At 59.3% G+C, this 15,755-nt stretch carries 13 protein-coding genes; 1 reads left to right on the top strand and 12 read right to left on the bottom strand.

What is annotated here, in order from left to right:
* Positions 1-22: 22 nt before the first annotated feature.
* From murG to I6I72_RS11610, 12 genes are all read right to left on the bottom strand, one after another.
* Positions 23-1,120 carry an undecaprenyldiphospho-muramoylpentapeptide beta-N-acetylglucosaminyltransferase gene (gene murG / locus I6I72_RS11665; protein ID WP_049063099.1) on the bottom strand — a complete coding sequence of 366 codons (1,098 nt, stop codon included), beginning with the start codon at positions 1,118-1,120 and terminating at the stop codon, positions 23-25.
* A gap of 29 nt (positions 1,121-1,149) precedes the next feature.
* Positions 1,150-2,658, bottom strand: coding sequence for an FtsW/RodA/SpoVE family cell cycle protein (locus tag I6I72_RS11660; protein ID WP_049063098.1), 1,509 nt, complete (start codon positions 2,656-2,658; stop codon positions 1,150-1,152).
* 25 nt (positions 2,659-2,683) lie between these two features.
* A complete protein-coding gene (gene murD, locus I6I72_RS11655) occupies positions 2,684-4,123 on the bottom strand; it encodes a UDP-N-acetylmuramoyl-L-alanine--D-glutamate ligase (RefSeq protein WP_049063097.1) in 1,440 nt (479 codons plus the stop codon).
* Between the two features lie 2 nt (positions 4,124-4,125).
* Positions 4,126-5,238, bottom strand: coding sequence for a phospho-N-acetylmuramoyl-pentapeptide-transferase (gene mraY, locus I6I72_RS11650; protein WP_049063096.1), 1,113 nt, complete (start codon positions 5,236-5,238; stop codon positions 4,126-4,128).
* Between the two features lie 28 nt (positions 5,239-5,266).
* The gene (locus I6I72_RS11645; RefSeq protein ID WP_201806917.1) at positions 5,267-6,802 is read right to left on the bottom strand and encodes a UDP-N-acetylmuramoyl-tripeptide--D-alanyl-D-alanine ligase; all 1,536 of its coding nucleotides are present in this window, start codon (positions 6,800-6,802) and stop codon (positions 5,267-5,269) included.
* Positions 6,799-8,364: a UDP-N-acetylmuramoyl-L-alanyl-D-glutamate--2,6-diaminopimelate ligase gene (locus I6I72_RS11640; protein WP_049063094.1), complete on the bottom strand. Its 1,566-nt coding sequence runs from the start codon at positions 8,362-8,364 to the stop codon at positions 6,799-6,801. Before I6I72_RS11640 ends, I6I72_RS11645 begins: the two co-directional genes overlap by 4 nt.
* Positions 8,365-8,423: 59 nt before the next feature.
* Complete coding sequence (locus I6I72_RS11635; protein ID WP_201807881.1) at positions 8,424-10,316, bottom strand: peptidoglycan D,D-transpeptidase FtsI family protein; 1,893 nt, start codon at positions 10,314-10,316, stop codon at positions 8,424-8,426.
* A gap of 444 nt (positions 10,317-10,760) precedes the next feature.
* Positions 10,761-11,567, bottom strand: coding sequence for a hypothetical protein (locus I6I72_RS13780; protein WP_236592630.1), 807 nt, complete (start codon positions 11,565-11,567; stop codon positions 10,761-10,763).
* Positions 11,564-12,631, bottom strand: a complete 1,068-nt coding sequence (rsmH, locus tag I6I72_RS11625; protein ID WP_005528695.1) for a 16S rRNA (cytosine(1402)-N(4))-methyltransferase RsmH — start codon at positions 12,629-12,631, stop codon at positions 11,564-11,566. The genes I6I72_RS13780 and rsmH overlap by 4 nt, the downstream gene beginning before the upstream one ends.
* Positions 12,632-12,786: 155 nt before the next feature.
* Complete coding sequence (gene mraZ, locus I6I72_RS11620; RefSeq protein ID WP_005528693.1) at positions 12,787-13,221, bottom strand: division/cell wall cluster transcriptional repressor MraZ; 435 nt, start codon at positions 13,219-13,221, stop codon at positions 12,787-12,789.
* Positions 13,222-13,917: 696 nt separating this feature from the next.
* A complete protein-coding gene (locus I6I72_RS11615) occupies positions 13,918-14,310 on the bottom strand; it encodes a DUF3040 domain-containing protein (protein WP_049063090.1) in 393 nt (130 codons plus the stop codon).
* 202 nt (positions 14,311-14,512) lie between these two features.
* Positions 14,513-14,953: an SAV_6107 family HEPN domain-containing protein gene (locus tag I6I72_RS11610; protein WP_049063089.1), complete on the bottom strand. Its 441-nt coding sequence runs from the start codon at positions 14,951-14,953 to the stop codon at positions 14,513-14,515.
* A 213-nt stretch (positions 14,954-15,166) separates the two neighbouring features.
* Between I6I72_RS11610 and I6I72_RS11605 the strand changes: the two genes are divergently transcribed.
* Positions 15,167-15,730, top strand: a complete 564-nt coding sequence (locus tag I6I72_RS11605; protein ID WP_034656807.1) for an N-acetyltransferase — start codon at positions 15,167-15,169, stop codon at positions 15,728-15,730.
* Positions 15,731-15,755 lie beyond the last annotated feature (25 nt).

Below are 15,755 nucleotides of genomic sequence, written 5' to 3'. Positions count from 1 at the left end.
CATTCGCTAATAAGGCCGACTTTTAGTCGGTGTGCGCTGCGCGCGAGGCTTCGTCGATCATATCCCTGATGTGATCGGCAATCGTATTGGCAACGTCGCCCGCAGAGTTAGTGGCAGCCGCCTTACGCATAGCCGCATACCGCTGCTCATCCCCAAGGGTTGCCTGCACTTCATCCACCAGGCGCTGCGGGGTTAGCTCCGCATCAAGAATCTGCACTGCAGCACCAGCCGCAACCAATTCGCGAGAGTTCAGCGCCTGCTCACCGTTTCCGATAGGCAGCGGAATGTAAATTGCAGGCACGCCGGCCGCAGTAACCTCGGCAACCGTCATGGCACCGGAACGGCACACCATAAGATCTGCCACGGCTAGCGCACCGGCCATGTCATCGATATAAGGCAGCGCAGTGTAGTGCTCAGCTTCCGCTGGGGCCACATTCTTCTTGCCATAGGCGTGAAGAACCTGGTACTTCTCCGTCAACTGCGACAGCGCGCCCGCAACCGCGGTGTTGATGCTGACAGCGCCCTGCGAGCCGCCGGTAACCACGATGGTTGGACGTTCTGGGTCCAAATTCCAGCGTTCGCGTGCTGCGGCTGCGGCGCTGCCGTCGGGGTCCTCGCCCAGCCCAGGACGTACCGGAATGCCCACGACCTCGCCGGGCATGCCGGAGTTACGGTGTGCATTAAGTCCAATTCCGCCAATACGCACGCCGAGCTTATTGGCGATGCCGGAAAGCGCGTTCGTCTCCAACACGTAGAACGGCATACCCATGGACTTGGCAGCTAGATATGCCGGCGCTGCCACATAACCACCGGTTCCAAACACCACGTCCGCTTCGACCTCTTTAAGCACCTTGCGCGTCTGCAGCACGGACTTAATCAGATTGAAGGGAAGCTTGAACAGCTCAGCGTTAACCTTGCGCGGCACGGGCACTGGCGTAATGAGGCGCAGATCGACCCCACGCCCCGGAACGATGTCGCGTTCCAACCCTTTCTGGGTACCGAGCGCCGTTAATCGGGCGCCGTGGCGCTGTCTGAGCGCTTCACCCACTGCGAGTGCTGGTTCAATATGGCCTGCGGTGCCGCCACCTGCAATGACGACGGAAATGGGGGTGGAATTCATGCCCTACACGCTACCAGTGCGCCTGCTGCTTAACGGCGCTCGCCGCGCCCGTCTCGCCGATCGGCGCCACGCTGGCGGTACTCACCCCGCGGCGCCGTAGAACCGGTGTTATTCTCCCCAGCCCGCGGCTGTCGGCTCGTCACTGGGCGGCCAAAGCGTTCTTCTCGTTCTGCGTTGCGACGAGCCAATTGTCCGACTACGCCGGATTGCCCTTTCCCGCGTTTTGCTGGAGTTCGTGAAGCGTGTCGTCCCGTCTTACGCTTTGGCGCGTCACCAGCAAGCTGGGGCTCGGGGATGAAGAATAGGCGGTCGAATAGCGGGCGCCCAAAGTTCTGCATCGCCGAAATCTGTAATGGCTCGTGCCGCGCCACATTGCACAACACTCCCATCGAGCCAATAGTGATAAGTGCAGCGGTACCACCTGCAGAAATCATCGGCAGCTGAATACCCGTCACAGGTAACAAACCAATGACGTAGCCGATGTTGATGAACGCCTGGATAACCACGCCCACCGTCAAAGTGGCAGCCAACAAGGATTGGAACTGGTCCTGCGCGTTTTTCGCAGTGCGCAGTCCGATGTATCCCAATGCCGCAAACAGAAAAATAACGAGGACGCCGCCCCACAGGCCGAGTTCCTCCCCGATGATAGCGAAGACAAAGTCATTCTTAGCTTCGGGTAGGTAGAACCACTTGGCGCGCGACTGCCCGAGACCTACGCCCCAAAAGCCTCCGTCGGCAAGTGATAGAAAGCCCTGGTATGCCTGGAAACCTGTGCCCTGCGTATCCTCAATGTTTCCGCGAATTGCATCAAAGTAGGTATGGAATCGGTGCGAACGGAAGCCACCCGATAGGAACACAGCGAGCAAGCCCAACGTACCGAGGACCAAGACCACCGCGGGGACCCGCCAGTCAACGCCAGCGAAAATCAAAGTAAAGACCACGACCATGGCGAAAGATACCGCCATGCCAAGGTCACTCTGGGCCACGATGAGGAAGAACATCAGCCCCGAGATGATGGAATACATCATGAAGGGATCGGTCGGATGTAGCGAGCGGTGGGACTTACCGGCCAACGCAGTTGCGCCGTACATAGCCACCGTCACTCGGGCAAACTCCGAAGGCTGGAAGCCAACACTACCGATGGAAATCCACGACTGGGAACCCACGGTGTCGCGTCCGGTACCGATTCCCGGAATAAGCACCGCAATGAGCAGGAGTATTGACAGCAGCAGCAGCCACGGGACTAGTTTACGCAGCGTATAAGGCGAGATACGCAACGCCAGCCAGAACAACACCAAACCACCGAAGACAAGCAGGCACTGGCGGATGGCCTCTGCCCAAACATTGGAAGTCTCCGTGAAGGATGTCGCCATGGATGCAGAAAAAGCCATCAGCACGCCGATGCCGATCAACGAGAAGATGATGATGCGCAGCAGCTGATAGTCCAAGCCCGGCTGAGCACGGTAGTGCTGGCGGATTTCTTGCACGCGCTGGCCGAGCGTCTTCGACGCCGGTGTTTGCGGCCGAGTGGCAGTCATGGATTCTCCTGGGGTGCGTGCGTGATTAACGTGCGATGCGTCGGGCAGCCGCGGCAAAGCAGTCACCGCGTTGGCTCATTCCCGTGTACATATCCAACGATGCCCCAGCAGGTGCCAAAAGCACAGTATCGCCGCTCTCGGCGTGTTGCACTGCCGCAGCCACAGCTTCATCCATGGCGGCAACGGGGTCGGTGGATTCGATAAGGATGGTAAGCACGCCTGGGGCATGCGCGACGATGGCGTCGGCGAGCAGCTGCTTGTCGACGCCCATTATCACCGCCACCTTGATATGCGTGGCGTGTGTTTCGAGCAGCTCTGAGGTGTCAGCACCTTTGAGCTGACCGCCAGCGATCCACACCACGGAATCAAGCCCACGCATCGCGGCCTCGGCAGCGTGCGGATTGGTGGCCTTGGAATTATCGATATAGTCGACGCCTGCGTGAGAGTGCACGACCTCGCCTCGGTGGCCGGCCACGGTGTAGCTGACGAGCCCCTCGGTAATCGAGCGGGGTACTGCGCCTGCCAGTGCGGCGGCAGCTGCGGCGGCACCGGCGTCCAGTACTCCAGCCATTCCGGCAGGCTCAATGGTGGTGACGTCCTCGATGAGGGTTACCGAGTGGCCGGCAACGTTGTTAAGAACGAGTTTTCCTTCGACAACGCCCGCTTCCCCATCGGCAGGTTCGGTGTGGGTGAAGGCGTGCACATCAGCGGAAATCATTCCGGCATTGCGCGCCTTGTCCGCGTATTCGCGCACGTGCGCGTCGTCGCGGCCGATGACCGCGTGCGCGCCCTTGAGGACCTTGGCCTTCGCCTCGGCATAGGCGGCGAAGGAGCCGTGCCAGTCGAGGTGATCATCTGCCAGGTTGAGCAGTACGCCGACCTCTGGGGTCAGCTGGGAGGACCAGTGCAGTTGGAAGGAAGAAAGTTCGGCGACCAGTACGTCAACGCGTGGGCTTGCCGCCAGCGCATCGAAGGGCGAGGTGCCGATATTGCCCACGGCCTGGGAGCGCTTGCCAGAGCGCTTTTCATCGGCCGCCATGATGGCAGCCAGCATGCCCGTGGTAGTGGTCTTGCCGTTGGTGCCGGTCACAGCAAGCCAGGTGCGCGTGGGGCCAAAGAGCTCTGCCTTATCCAAGCGATAAGCCAGCTCGACATCGCCGATCACCTCAACGCCCGCCGCAGCGGCGGCCACCAACAGTGGTGAGCTCGGCGCCCAGCCTGGTGAGGTAACCACGAGGGAGAACTCCGCGGGATCAACAGCGGCGGTATCAACGGTCGCGACGCATAGGTCGGCAGCGAGTGCGGCACGTGAGTCGGCGTTGCCATCGGCCACAACCAAGTCTGCTCCCAGCCCCAGCAAGACAGTGGCGCAGCCGCGGCCGGACACTCCGGCGCCAGCCACCAAGATACGGCCTCGCAAGGACTCGGGAAGTCCTCCAGCTAGGTTCTCTGGCACTTTAGTCATGACTAGCCCACCAGCCCGATGCCGGAATCAGCGAGCCACTCGCCGTAGAAGATTGCCACACCAGTCATGGCGGCCATCGCCGCAATGAGCCAGAAGCGAATGACAACCGCGGTCTCGGCCCAGCCGCCGTTTTCGAAGTGGTGGTGGATTGGAGCCATGCGGAAGAAACGCTTGCCGGTGGAACGGAAGACCACGATCTGGATGACCACAGAAACGGTCTCGATGACGAAGAGCGCGCCAATGATGATCATGAGCAGCTCGGTGCGGCTGGTCACGGAGATGCCCGCAACCAGGCCACCCAGGGCCAGGGAACCAGTATCGCCCATGAAGATCTTGGCCGGTGCAGCGTTCCACCAGAGGAAGCCCAGGCAACCACCCAGGCCGGCGGCAGTCAGAACCGCCAGGTCCAGCGGATCACGGACCTGGTAGCAGCCAGCGGTGAAGTCAGCCGCGCAAGAGTTGCGGAACTGCCAGAAGGTCATGATGGTGTACGCACCCATCACGATTGCGGTGGTACCCGCCGCCAAACCATCCAGGCCGTCGGTCAGGTTGACCGCGTTAGACCATGCCGCGATGAGGATGTACATGAAGATAAGGAACACGATGGTTCCGACAATGGTCGGGCCAACGGCAATGTCGAAGGTCTCGATGTCACGAATGAAGGAAAGCTTCGTGGAGCCAGGCGTCAGGCCCTTCTCATCGGGGTTCTGTAGAACCAGCAGGCCGAAGGCCAGAGCGAGCGCCAGCTGGCCCACCAGCTTGGCCGTCTTGTTCAGGCCCAGGTTGCGCTCTTTGAAGAGCTTGATGAAGTCATCAGCAAAACCCAAGCCACCAAGCCCCAGAGTCAAGCCGAGGACCAGGATGCCCGAGTAGGTGAAGCCACCATGGCCGGTGATTTGCCCGTAGATGCCGACCGTCAGGTAAGCCACGGTGATACCGGCGAGGATCGCAAGACCGCCCATGGTTGGCGTGCCGCGCTTACGAAGGTGCGACTTGGGGCCGTCCTCGCGGATTTCTTGGCCCTTTCCTGTGTCCGAGAAATACCGGATCAGGAGTGGGGTGATAAAAATCGCTACGAGGAAGCTGACCACACCAGCGATGATGATCTGAGTCACGTGCTTGGGTTCCTTCTATTTCCGTGAACTAGCTCTGGTTGAGCTTTTCTGCGACGAGCCACAGGCGTTGGGCATTCGAAGCTTTGACAAGGACGACATCTTTAACGTCCCTTTGCGGCCAATCGTCCACGCCCACAGGCGGGGTACGGAGGAGACTATCAACAATCTTTGCGGCCTCATCAACATCGACACTGACACTAGTATTTATACCCTTTGCCTGTGCAGCTTCAGCCATCGCCCGCGTATTGGGGCTGCTGCCTACAGCAACCAGATGGTTTACGTGGTACTTCGCGAGCTCTGCGCCCAGCTGACGGTGTGCGTCGAGAGCGTCGTCGCCCAGCTCACCCATCTCGCCGAGCACGGCAATAGAACGTGCGTCGGGACGCGCAGTGGCCGTGTATGCCAGCGCTGCGATGGCCGCACGCATCGAATCCGGGTTTGCGTTATAGGAATCATCAATCAGGGTGACTCCGTCGCGGCGGTTGCGCACGTCCATGCGGTGCTCCGACGCAATGCGGTGTCCAGACAACGCGTTTGCCACGAGTTCAGCGCTCAGCCCCAACTCGATGGCGGCGGCTGCTGCGGCCAGCGCATTCGACACCTGATGCGCACCGAAGACCTGAAGTTTCACCGGAAGTGGCGCATGACCTGGAGTATGCATGAGGAAGGAAGCACGGGCGACGTCGTCAAGCTGCACGTCCGTGGCATAGTACTGCGCTGGCGGAGTGGAGCCTTGCTTGGCGACGGCCGAGTAATAGACCACCTTTGCATTCGTGCGGGGCGCCATGCCAGCGACGAAAGAATCGTTTGCATTGAGCACGGCGACGCCGCCCTCAGCTGCAGATGGGAGCGCCTCGACGAGCTCGCCTTTCGCGAGCGCGATATTCTCCCGCGAACCGAACTCGCCTAGGTGTGCGGTACCAACGTTGAGGACTACGCCTACCTTGGGTGCGGTGATGCCGGTCAAATGCCGGATGTGGCCGATGCCACGAGCAGACATCTCGGCCACGAGGTACTCGGTGTGTTCGTCACAGCGCAGTGCGGTATAAGGCAGACCGACCTCATTGTTGAAGGAGCCTGGTGGTGCTACCGTCTCCCCAGCGGCGCGGAAGATCGTGGCGATGAGGTCCTTGGTGGAGGTCTTACCAGCGGAACCGGTCACGCCCACGATGTTGAGGCCGTCTTCAGCGGCTAGGCGCTGGGTGACGGCGCGGGCCAGTGCGGACAGCGCCTGGATGACTGCGGCGGCGGAGCCATCCTCGTCATTGGCATAGATGTCGGCGTTTGCGCCGTCGCCTTCCACCTTGCCGGTGGGTTCAACAACGATGGCCGGAACGCCCACTGGGCGCGCGGCGAGAACGGCCACCGCACCGGATTCAACGGCCTTCTCGGCAAAGTCGTGGCCGTCGACGCGGGCGCCTGGCAGCGCGAGGAAGAGGCCACCTGGGGTGACCTTGCGGGAGTCAAACTCTACGAATCCAGTAACTGTAGCTGCAGGATCTGGGACACAATCTAGGCGGCCGCCGGTAATGTCGGCGATTTCTTGGAGGGTCAATGCAATCATGCTTGTTCCTTACTCACAGTGTCACCGTACTCCGCATGCCTAACCGGCGCGCCACCGCCGAGTTTGGTGTCAAGAGCGCGGGCAACTTCTTCCCTGTCATCAAAGTGCAGGGTTTCATCACCCACGATTTGCCCGACCTCATGGCCCTTGCCAACGACGACGATAGCGTCGCCGGGCTGTGCCCACTCCACTACTGCGTCGATGGCCGCGGCACGGGAGCCGATCTCGCGAATGTCTGCGGTCTGGGAAGCCTTCTGCGCGCCCGCCATGACAGCGGCACGGATGGCTGCAGGGTCCTCGCTACGCGGATTGTCGTCCGTAACCACGACGAGGTCTGCGCGTTCTGCTGCAGCTGCGCCCATGAGCGGACGCTTTGAAGAGTCGCGGTCGCCGCCGGCGCCGACGACGACGCCGAGGCGTCCGCCGGTCTCAGACAGCTGGCCGCGCAGAGTATCAAGGACCGCTGCAATGGCTGCTGGCTTGTGGGCGTAGTCGACAACTGCCACGAAATCTTGGCCACGGCTGATGCTCTCCATCCGCCCCGGTACGGCCACGCGCTCGACACCGTTTAGGAAGGTTTCGGTGTCCACGCCTACCGCAGCTGCCATGCCTGCTGCCAGCGCAGCGTTGGCGATGTTGAACTTGCCTGGCATCGGCAGCTCAAAGGAATAGGTCTCCCCACTGAAGCTCAATTCAACGTGCTGTGCGCCAGTGGGCTCGGTGCCTAACTGACGGGCGCTAATCACCTGGTTGGTGTTCTCGGCTGTTTCCTCGCCTGTGGTTGAAACGAGCGTCAGTGGCTTGCCAGCGACTTGCTGCGCCATGCGCTTGCCCCAGTCATCATCAACACAGATTACGGCAGCGGACGCTGCTTGCGCGCCGTCGAAAAGCGCTGCCTTGGCTGCGAAGTAATCCTCCATCGTTGGGTGGAAGTCGAGGTGGTCCTGGCTCAAGTTGGTGAAACCACCAACATCGAACTGGGTACCTCGCACGCGCCCAAGCTCAAGTGCGTGGGAGGAGACCTCCATGACCACGTGCGTGACTCCTTCGTGGCGCATGCGCGCAAAGAGCTCCTGCAGGGTCGGAGCCTCGGGAGTGGTGAGCTTAGTCGGCACGGGTTCACGGTTGATGCGGGTTCCGGTTGTGCCGATAAGACCCACCTTGTGGCCTGCGTGGAGAAGACCCGCCTCGAGGAGGTAGCTCGTGGTGGTCTTGCCTGATGTTCCTGTCACGCCCAGTACGGTCAAGTGCTCAGTGGGGTGCTCGTAAATTTCAGCGGCGATGAGACCCAACACTGCACGAATGTCTTCCACGACAATGATGGGGCGACGCTCACCAGCTTCTTGCAGGTGTTGTAGGCCCGCCTCATCGGTGAGGATGGCCGCTGCCTCAGTGTCACCGGCAAATTGGGCACCGTGTACTCGCGTACCTGGAAGGGCCGCGAAGAGCCCGCGGGCGGCAATCGCCTTCGAGTCGAGACTACACGTCGAAACAGTGACGGATTCATCGCCGATGACGCGGCCGCCGCCAATGGTGGCGAGGGTCTGGAGGTCTACGCTCATTGCATTTCTCCCTAAAGCTTTCTAGTGAACTTTTCTTGAGGTTTTAATAGTTGAGGGGCTTACTGAGCTCGCAACGTTAGCTCTGGGCTAGGCGGGGAGGTAGGAATGTTATCGCGATTGAGCAGCCAGCTTGCGATGTCTTTGAAGACAGGCGCTGCGGACTGACCACCGGAACCATTGTCGTTAACTCCGGACTGCGGCTCGTCGAGCATGATTGCCACAACAAAGCGTGGGTCGTCGGCAGGCGCGATACCCGCGAAGGTGATCCAGTAGGCGGAGTTCGAGTAGGCTCCCGTCTTCTCGTCAACCTTCTGTGCGGTACCGGTCTTGCCGGAAAGTTGGTATCCCTCGATCTTGTTGCCGCCGGCGGTGCCGTTCTGGACGCCATTCGGGTCGGATTGGAAGACAGCGCGGAACATATCCACAGTGGTCTTCGCGGTTTCCTTGCTTACTACCTGCGTCTTCTTGGGAGCGGCGAGCTCCTCTTTCTCGCCGTTGGAATTGGTGATGGAGGAAATGATGCGTGGCTCGATGCGCTCACCACCGTTCGCCAAAGTCTGGTAGACGCTGGCCATCTGCAGCGTGGTCCACGACTGGCCCTGGCCGATCGGCAGGTTGGCGAAGGTACCGCCGGACCACTGCTCCTGATCGGGGACCAAACCTGCAGACTCGTTTGGCAGTTCAATACCAGTGGTCTGACCAAGGCCGAAGGCCTTGAGATACTTGGCGTAGCGCTCCTGCCCCAACTGCTGGGCGATCATTAGAGTGCCCACGTTTGAGGACTTACCGAAAATACCGGTGGTGGTGTAAGGCTCGACGCCGTGATCCCAGGCATCATTAACAGTTACGCCAGCCATATCGATGGATCCTGGAACCTGGTGAACCTGGTCTGGGGTGGTAACGCCCTCCTGCAGCGCTGCGGCCGCGGTGATGATTTTGGCCACTGAGCCAGGCTCATACGGGTGCGAAACGCTGTGGTTGTCGAAGGTTTTGTCTTCCTTGAGCTGCTTTTCGATGTCCTTGTTCGGATCGATGGTTCCCGTGTTGGCCATGGCCAAGACTTCGCCCGTAGCAACGTCGAGGACCACCGCTTGTGCATTCTTGGCCTTGGAGTTGGCGCGTGCCTTCTCCAGCTTCTGCTGTACGTAGGTCTGCAAATCAAGGTCCAGGGTCAAGGTGACGTTCTTGCCGTCGGTTGCTGAGACCTCATCGCGCAACGTGCCGGGAATTGCCTGACCATTGGTGGAAACATCCTCGGTGGAGCTGCCATCGATACCAGTCAGAGTGGAGTCACCGGAAGCTTCGAAGCCGAACTGACCTTGTCCGTCCATGGAGACCTTGCCGATGACGTTCTCCGCGATGGAGCCATTCGGGTACTGGCGAATCTGCTGCTCATCAGCTGCGAGTCCGTGGTACTCAGAAGCGATTTTCACTGCTACATCCGGGTCCACGTTACGAACTAGAACCTCGTACTGGGTATCCGCGTGCAGCTTATCCAGAATCTGTTTCTCGTCCACGTCGCCGGTGTCCAATCCAGCATCGTTGATTTTGGAAGGGATGCCCTTCGCCATGTCCTTGAGTCGCTCTTCGAGCTTATCGTCAAGAAACTTCTTACGCGCGGCGTCGTCAAGCCCGTCAAAGGAAGCTTCTCCGGTAGCTTCCAACTCCTCCTGCTCACGAAGTTCGTCGCGCAGGCGCGTTGGCGAAACGGTGAGTGAACGCGACTTCATTGTGTAGGCAAGTCGCTGCCCATTGCGATCGACAATCTCACCGCGGCGAGCCGAGTCGATATACACGCGGGATCGCTGAGCCACAGCTTTAGCGGCAAAGTCGGGACCCCAGACGATCTGTACCCAAGCCAAGCGCCCGACCAAGGCCACGAACACCACCATAAGGACAGCAACAACGGTTTTGACTCGCTGCCGCAAGATAGCCTTCTGCGGCAAAGCCATGGCAGCCTTGGCACGCGCGGTACGGCCACCGCCCTGGGCCTGCGGATCACGTGTTGCAGGCTTTACTCGCTCACTCGGGCGCGACGCCGAACCTGCACGCGGCATAGCGGATCCAGTGGCGGCCCCCCGATGGCTACGACCACCGGAACGCCCACTTTGGCGGCCATAACGACCGCGGTCGGCAGCATTATCCCTGCCATCGCGCCCATGCTCCCCTCGGGAACCGCGTCGACGGTCACCTGAATTTGGTGGAGTCACAAAGTCACCTTTTCCTTATGCCGCGTCGAATACAAAAGCCACTTAAATGCGGTTGCGGGCTCGGCATGACCGATGGTCTTGAAGCTCGCCCGCAAAGCAGGCAGTCTTGCTTGAAGATTTTGCCTTATAAAAGCCAAGTGCTCGCACAGGCACGCGCGAGCACTTCTGAAGAAGCAGGATTTTTAGCTAGTTAGCGTATGGCGCTTGGGCTGGGATGTTCGGCAGATCCTGCGGTGCTGCCGGAGCAGATTCCTGCCCGGCCGGAGCCTGGCCATTGTTATTGCGCGCCTCACGTTGACGACCCTGCGGCACCTCGTTGAGACTATCTGAGATGTCCTTCGTTGCGTTCGGATCACTCGATGCCTGGCCCGGACGGACTGGCTCGCCGTTGACGTCAACAATGGACTCAGTGTTCAACTCAGCCGGACGCTTCTCATTGACAGCCCCGTCTGGGCCGACCTCTACGATTCCTGGCTGGGTAGGTACACCCATCTTGGCATCATTGGCACGCCGCGCAACGTCAGAAGCCGAGCGCACATTTTCGAGGTCACGATTCAGCGTCTCGAGCTCGTTATTCAGCTCAGACTCGCGAACTGTCAAGTCCTTGACCACAAAGGTCTGGGCAGTCGAGATACCAGAAAGCCACATCGACACCACGACGCCGAAAATCAGCAATCCGATGGCCATGAAGGACATACGAGTAAAAAGCGAGCTCTTTTTATTTAGCGACTGCTGTGGAAGACGGCGGCCACGGAAAGAAACAACCTGCTTCGAACCCAAGCGGTTTCCGCGGCGCGCCGGCACCTGGGTACGGTGCGGCGTTCGACGCGGAGTGCGCTGGGGAACGGCGCGGCGACCTGGCTCTAGAAGAGTCGTGGCAGCTCCGGTATCGGTACCGGTTGTAAAGTCGCGGCTCGCCCCCATGGTGCGGGTCCTCTCTTGTGTGGTGATGCGGGAAGTGTGTGGTGCGGTTGTGCGTTCGTAGAGGCTCATGCACTACCTCCCGGTGGGTGCAGGTGAGGCTCGCCCTCGAGCCTCTCTATGGCCCGCACCCTCACGGATGCGGCGCGGGAGTTTTCTTCAATTTCCTCGGCGCTCGCCTTTTCAGCGCCACGGGTGACCGTTTTAAACTTTGGAGCCGTGCCCGGGAGATCCATCGGAAGCCCGGCTGGCGTCTTAGACGCAGCCAGCTCGGCGAAAGCCTGCTTAACGGTGCGGTCCTCGAGAGACTGGTAGCTCATGAACACCGCGCGTCCGCCGACGTGTAGTGCATCTGTAATAACGGGGATCACCTGCTCGATTGCCTCAAGCTCGCGGTTAACCTCGACGCGCAATGCCTGGAAGGTGCGCTTTGCCGGATGCCCGCCGGTGCGGCGAGTTGCCGCGGGGATGGTGGCGTAGAGCAGTTCAACAAGACGTTCGGAGTTGCTGAACGGCTCTTTCTCACGCTCCTTGAGCACCGCCGAGGCAATTTTGCCGGCGAAACGCTCATCCCCGTAGGTCTTGAGAATTCGTGCAAGGTCGCCATGGCTGTACGTGTTCAACACGTCTGCAGCGGTAATGCCATGCGAGGGGTCCATGCGCATGTCCAATGGTGCATCCGTCTTATACGCAAAGCCGCGCTCAACTTGGTCGAGCTGCATGGAAGAAACACCCAAGTCGAACAGGGCGCCAGCAATGCCGTGCTCGCGAGCAATGTCAAAGATTGCGCCCTCTCCCCTGGCAATTTCGCCGCCGACCTCGTCGAAGCGTGCGTTGACGCCCACAAAGCGATCCTCGAATGGCTCCAAGCGCTCGGTGGCTGCGGCCAGCGATGCGCCATCACGATCAACGCCTACCACGTGCAGGTTAGGGAAAGTCCGCAGGAAAAAATCGGCGTGGCCACCGGCGCCTAAAGTGCCGTCAACGACAACCGCGTTGCTCCCGGCCGCCTCAATTGCGGGCGCGAGCAGTTGAGCCATACGCTCGCGCATGACTGGAACATGGCCGTGGTTTTCGGCTATGTCGTAGTTAATGTTGTTGGCTACGTTGTCAGTGTTCTTGTCTTGAGCCGTCATTACTGCTCGTCACCCCCTTTTTTCTCAATTGGTCCCACAGAGCAAAAAAGTGCGTATAGGGCCCTGTCCGAGGCAGGTTTCTGATATCGGGGAAGTACACCAGAGCATCCACCTCGGGCAGAGTCCGTACACGCACTCATCGCTGCCCTTGCTCTTTAGAGCAACCCAGCGAGTACGTCATCGGCGTCTGCTGCCGAATAAGCATCTTCAGTTTGCGCCTGGTACTCAGCCCACGCGGCTGCGTCCCAGATTTCGAGGAAGTCCACTGAACCGACCACTACGCATTCCTTTGAGAGGTTTGCGTATTCGCGGTGTGCGGCTGAAAGAGTGATTCGTCCGTGTCCATCCGGCCTTTGCTCATCCGCACTTGCTGCCAAGTTACGAATAAACGCACGCGCGTCTGGGTTGGTGCGAGACACTGCTGCCGCTTTCCGTGCACGCGCCGCGAATTCCTCACGCGGATAAACCGCTAGAGAGTGATCCTGACCTTTGGTGACCATAAGGCCGCCAGCCAAATCTTCGCGGAACTTAGCGGGAAGCGTAAGCCGCCCTTTGTCATCGAGTTTGGGAGTGTAGGTACCCAGAAACATCCCGGGCCCACCTTCCTGTCACTCGAAACTCCGGATTCCTCTGGCATGAAACCTTGCGCCAAACCCTCGGGAGTTACTCGAAATTCTGACGCTCACTTTCACACTGCGCCCCACTCTACCCCACTTTCCCCCACTTCTGTCACCCCAAGCCGCGTGTTCAAAGAATTCCAACTCGATCGATCGAGGTAGACGACCGTTTTAACGGTGGGAAGAAATCCCCGCTACCCCCTTGACACCACCCCACAATGACCCCTTTGGCCCCACCAGAAACACCTACATATTGCGCACCATAGGCCGCAATAGCCCCTTATATTGTGAATTCTCCACCCGCACACCGCGCACCATCCGATGCCATTTACCCATTTCCCAAAACAGCAGACCCGGAAAACCAGACGTCAAGGTCAGTTTTGCTCACACTCCAAACTCCGACAACAGCGACCACAAGGTCTGGGATTCCAGGGTTGCATTTCTAAAAAGCGCCGCCACAGCTTCAGCCCAAACGTCTCCCCGGTGGTGCAAAGTGGGGAATGTGGGAGAAAGTGGGGAATGTGGGGCAAAGTGGGGATTAGAAAGTGGGAACCTTGAAGTGTGAATCTCACAAAGGGCTGAACGCAAAAAGCCCGCATCCCCTCTTCCGCTTGGGAAGTTAGGAATGCGGGCTCAAACCACAAATTCGGCTTGTTTCAGCGCTGGCGCTTATCGCTCTTCGAAACGACGGCGGAAGTTCTCCTCCAGACGGCCGCCTACTCCGCCCTGACCACCGGCCGACTTCTGCTTAGCGCGAGCATCCGAGTAAGACGGCACCTTCTCCTTGCGCCCACGCAGCATCCACACGCCAGAGGCAAACATAACAAGGAATCCGACGATAGAAATGCTGACGAACCAGAGGTTCTGCTGCGCGAGGGCTACGCCGCCCACCAAGAGCAAGAGACCCACGACGATGAGCGCAATGCCTCGAAGGGTAATCGCACCACCGTTGCCACCGAAGCCGGAATCCTCAGCAACAGAGGAACCAAACTTAGGATCATCCCGCAATAAGGACCGTTCAATTTCACGGAGAGCTTGCTGCTCGTGCTCGGAAAGCGACACTGTTCCTCCAACTGATTTCAATGGGTCTAGGGCTAAGTTCCACAACGCAGTGCACAAATGCTGGCCGCACACGCTTTGGGATACACCATATTTTGTGAACTACTAATTATCTAACGCCCAGAGTAATCAGTTAGTTCCCGCAAATACAGTCTACCCCCACATAACTGGGGTACAACACGCCGAACATGTCCCAGTTCCCGCTTTACGCAGCAAGGGAGCCGAAGCCCATTTCCTCTTCCACATAGGAAAGGAATTCCGCCGCCAAGGCCATCACTTCAAGGACAACCTCGTCCGAAGGAGCGTCCTCCAAGCCAGAGGCCACCCGGGAGCGAAGGCGAGAGTAAGCACCAAAGCGCTCAGCCCATTCCTTTTCCTCTCCCCCAACGAGTGCGAGCTGCGCCCAAGCACTCGACGGAAGGCGACGCCGCTTTGCCACCGCAGAGTCCGCAATACGAGCACCGGCCGTACGGAGGCCCGCCTGATAAGCAAACTCCAGCGCCTGATCCCAACGGCCCGCAGCAGCCATGGCACGAGCTTGCGCTAGCAAGTCGCTTGCTTGCTCCATAAAACGGTCACGCTTGAATGCGCCCACTGCCGCGCGCGACCCCCTGAACTGGGCCGTAGCTGAAATTACCTGTGCCATGATGCTCCTCCTTCGCTGGTATTGACTAACAATCTAAAGAGCCTTCCGGACATCTACCTTCATTTTAGATCACTTGTTCGAATAGTGCAATAGTTTTTCCACTTCAGAGCGTTTTTAACTTTCGAAAATCTACACACGATGTTCATTTTTAAAAACAGAAAAGCTGCGCAATTACGTTGTCGAACAACCCCTAAGTCTGCTGTTATTAGAAGTGTGAGTTTTCAAATTCGGCGCCTGAGCCCCCAAGAATTCGCCATGCTGGCCCCACAGTTGGTGGACATCTACATCGAAGCCATGGGATATAACCCCACCATTCGGGCTAACCGGATTAACGCGTGGAAGGCTGATGTCATGCGTCCCGGATTCACTGCGGTTATCGCCGAAAATGAATTCGGCATCGCGGGCTTGGCCTACGGTTTTGTCGGTACGCCGGACACCTGGTGGGACCGCCAGCTGCGCCGCGGTTTCACCGAGGCCGGCGGCCCCACGCCCGAGCAACTGGACATCTTGCACAACTATTTCGAGCTCGCCGAGATTCATGTCACCCCTAACTTGCAGGGCCATGGCTTAGGCCTCTGCCTCATCGAGGAACTCGCGTGGAACGCGCCAGCCTCCTATCTCTTGTTATCCACGCCCGAGGTCCCCAACGAGGCAAACGCCGCTTTTGGCCTTTACCGCAAAGTGGGATTCTTCGATGTCCTACGCAACCTCGAATACCCCGCAGACGAACGCGCCTTTGCGATTCTCGCGGCACGGTTGCCCCTGTCTGCCACCTAATTAGAAACGTCTGCCCTAACAGGTA

The organism is Corynebacterium striatum (genome assembly GCF_016728105.1).
GTDB classification, from domain to species: Bacteria; Actinomycetota; Actinomycetes; order Mycobacteriales; family Mycobacteriaceae; genus Corynebacterium; species Corynebacterium striatum.
Note: the sequence above shows the minus strand (reverse complement) of the source record. Positions and strands in the feature narration are given on the sequence as shown.

What these genes read in the sequence shown, in the direction of transcription:
- I6I72_RS11640 (WP_049063094.1), bottom strand. Translation starts at nt 8,364, where the DNA reads ATGAGCGTAGACCTCCAGACCCTCGCCACCATTGGCGGCGGCCGCGTC.
- mraZ (WP_005528693.1), bottom strand. Translation starts at nt 13,221, where the DNA reads ATGTTTCTGGGTACCTACACTCCCAAACTCGATGACAAAGGGCGGCTT.
- I6I72_RS11610 (WP_049063089.1), bottom strand. Translation starts at nt 14,953, where the DNA reads ATGGCACAGGTAATTTCAGCTACGGCCCAGTTCAGGGGGTCGCGCGCG.
- I6I72_RS11635 (WP_201807881.1), bottom strand. Translation starts at nt 10,316, where the DNA reads ATGGCTTTGCCGCAGAAGGCTATCTTGCGGCAGCGAGTCAAAACCGTT.
- I6I72_RS11645 (WP_201806917.1), bottom strand. Translation starts at nt 6,802, where the DNA reads ATGATTGCATTGACCCTCCAAGAAATCGCCGACATTACCGGCGGCCGC.
- I6I72_RS11660 (WP_049063098.1), bottom strand. Translation starts at nt 2,658, where the DNA reads ATGACTGCCACTCGGCCGCAAACACCGGCGTCGAAGACGCTCGGCCAG.
- murG (WP_049063099.1), bottom strand. Translation starts at nt 1,120, where the DNA reads ATGAATTCCACCCCCATTTCCGTCGTCATTGCAGGTGGCGGCACCGCA.
- rsmH (WP_005528695.1), bottom strand. Translation starts at nt 12,631, where the DNA reads ATGACGGCTCAAGACAAGAACACTGACAACGTAGCCAACAACATTAAC.
- I6I72_RS13780 (WP_236592630.1), bottom strand. Translation starts at nt 11,567, where the DNA reads ATGAGCCTCTACGAACGCACAACCGCACCACACACTTCCCGCATCACC.
- murD (WP_049063097.1), bottom strand. Translation starts at nt 4,123, where the DNA reads ATGACTAAAGTGCCAGAGAACCTAGCTGGAGGACTTCCCGAGTCCTTG.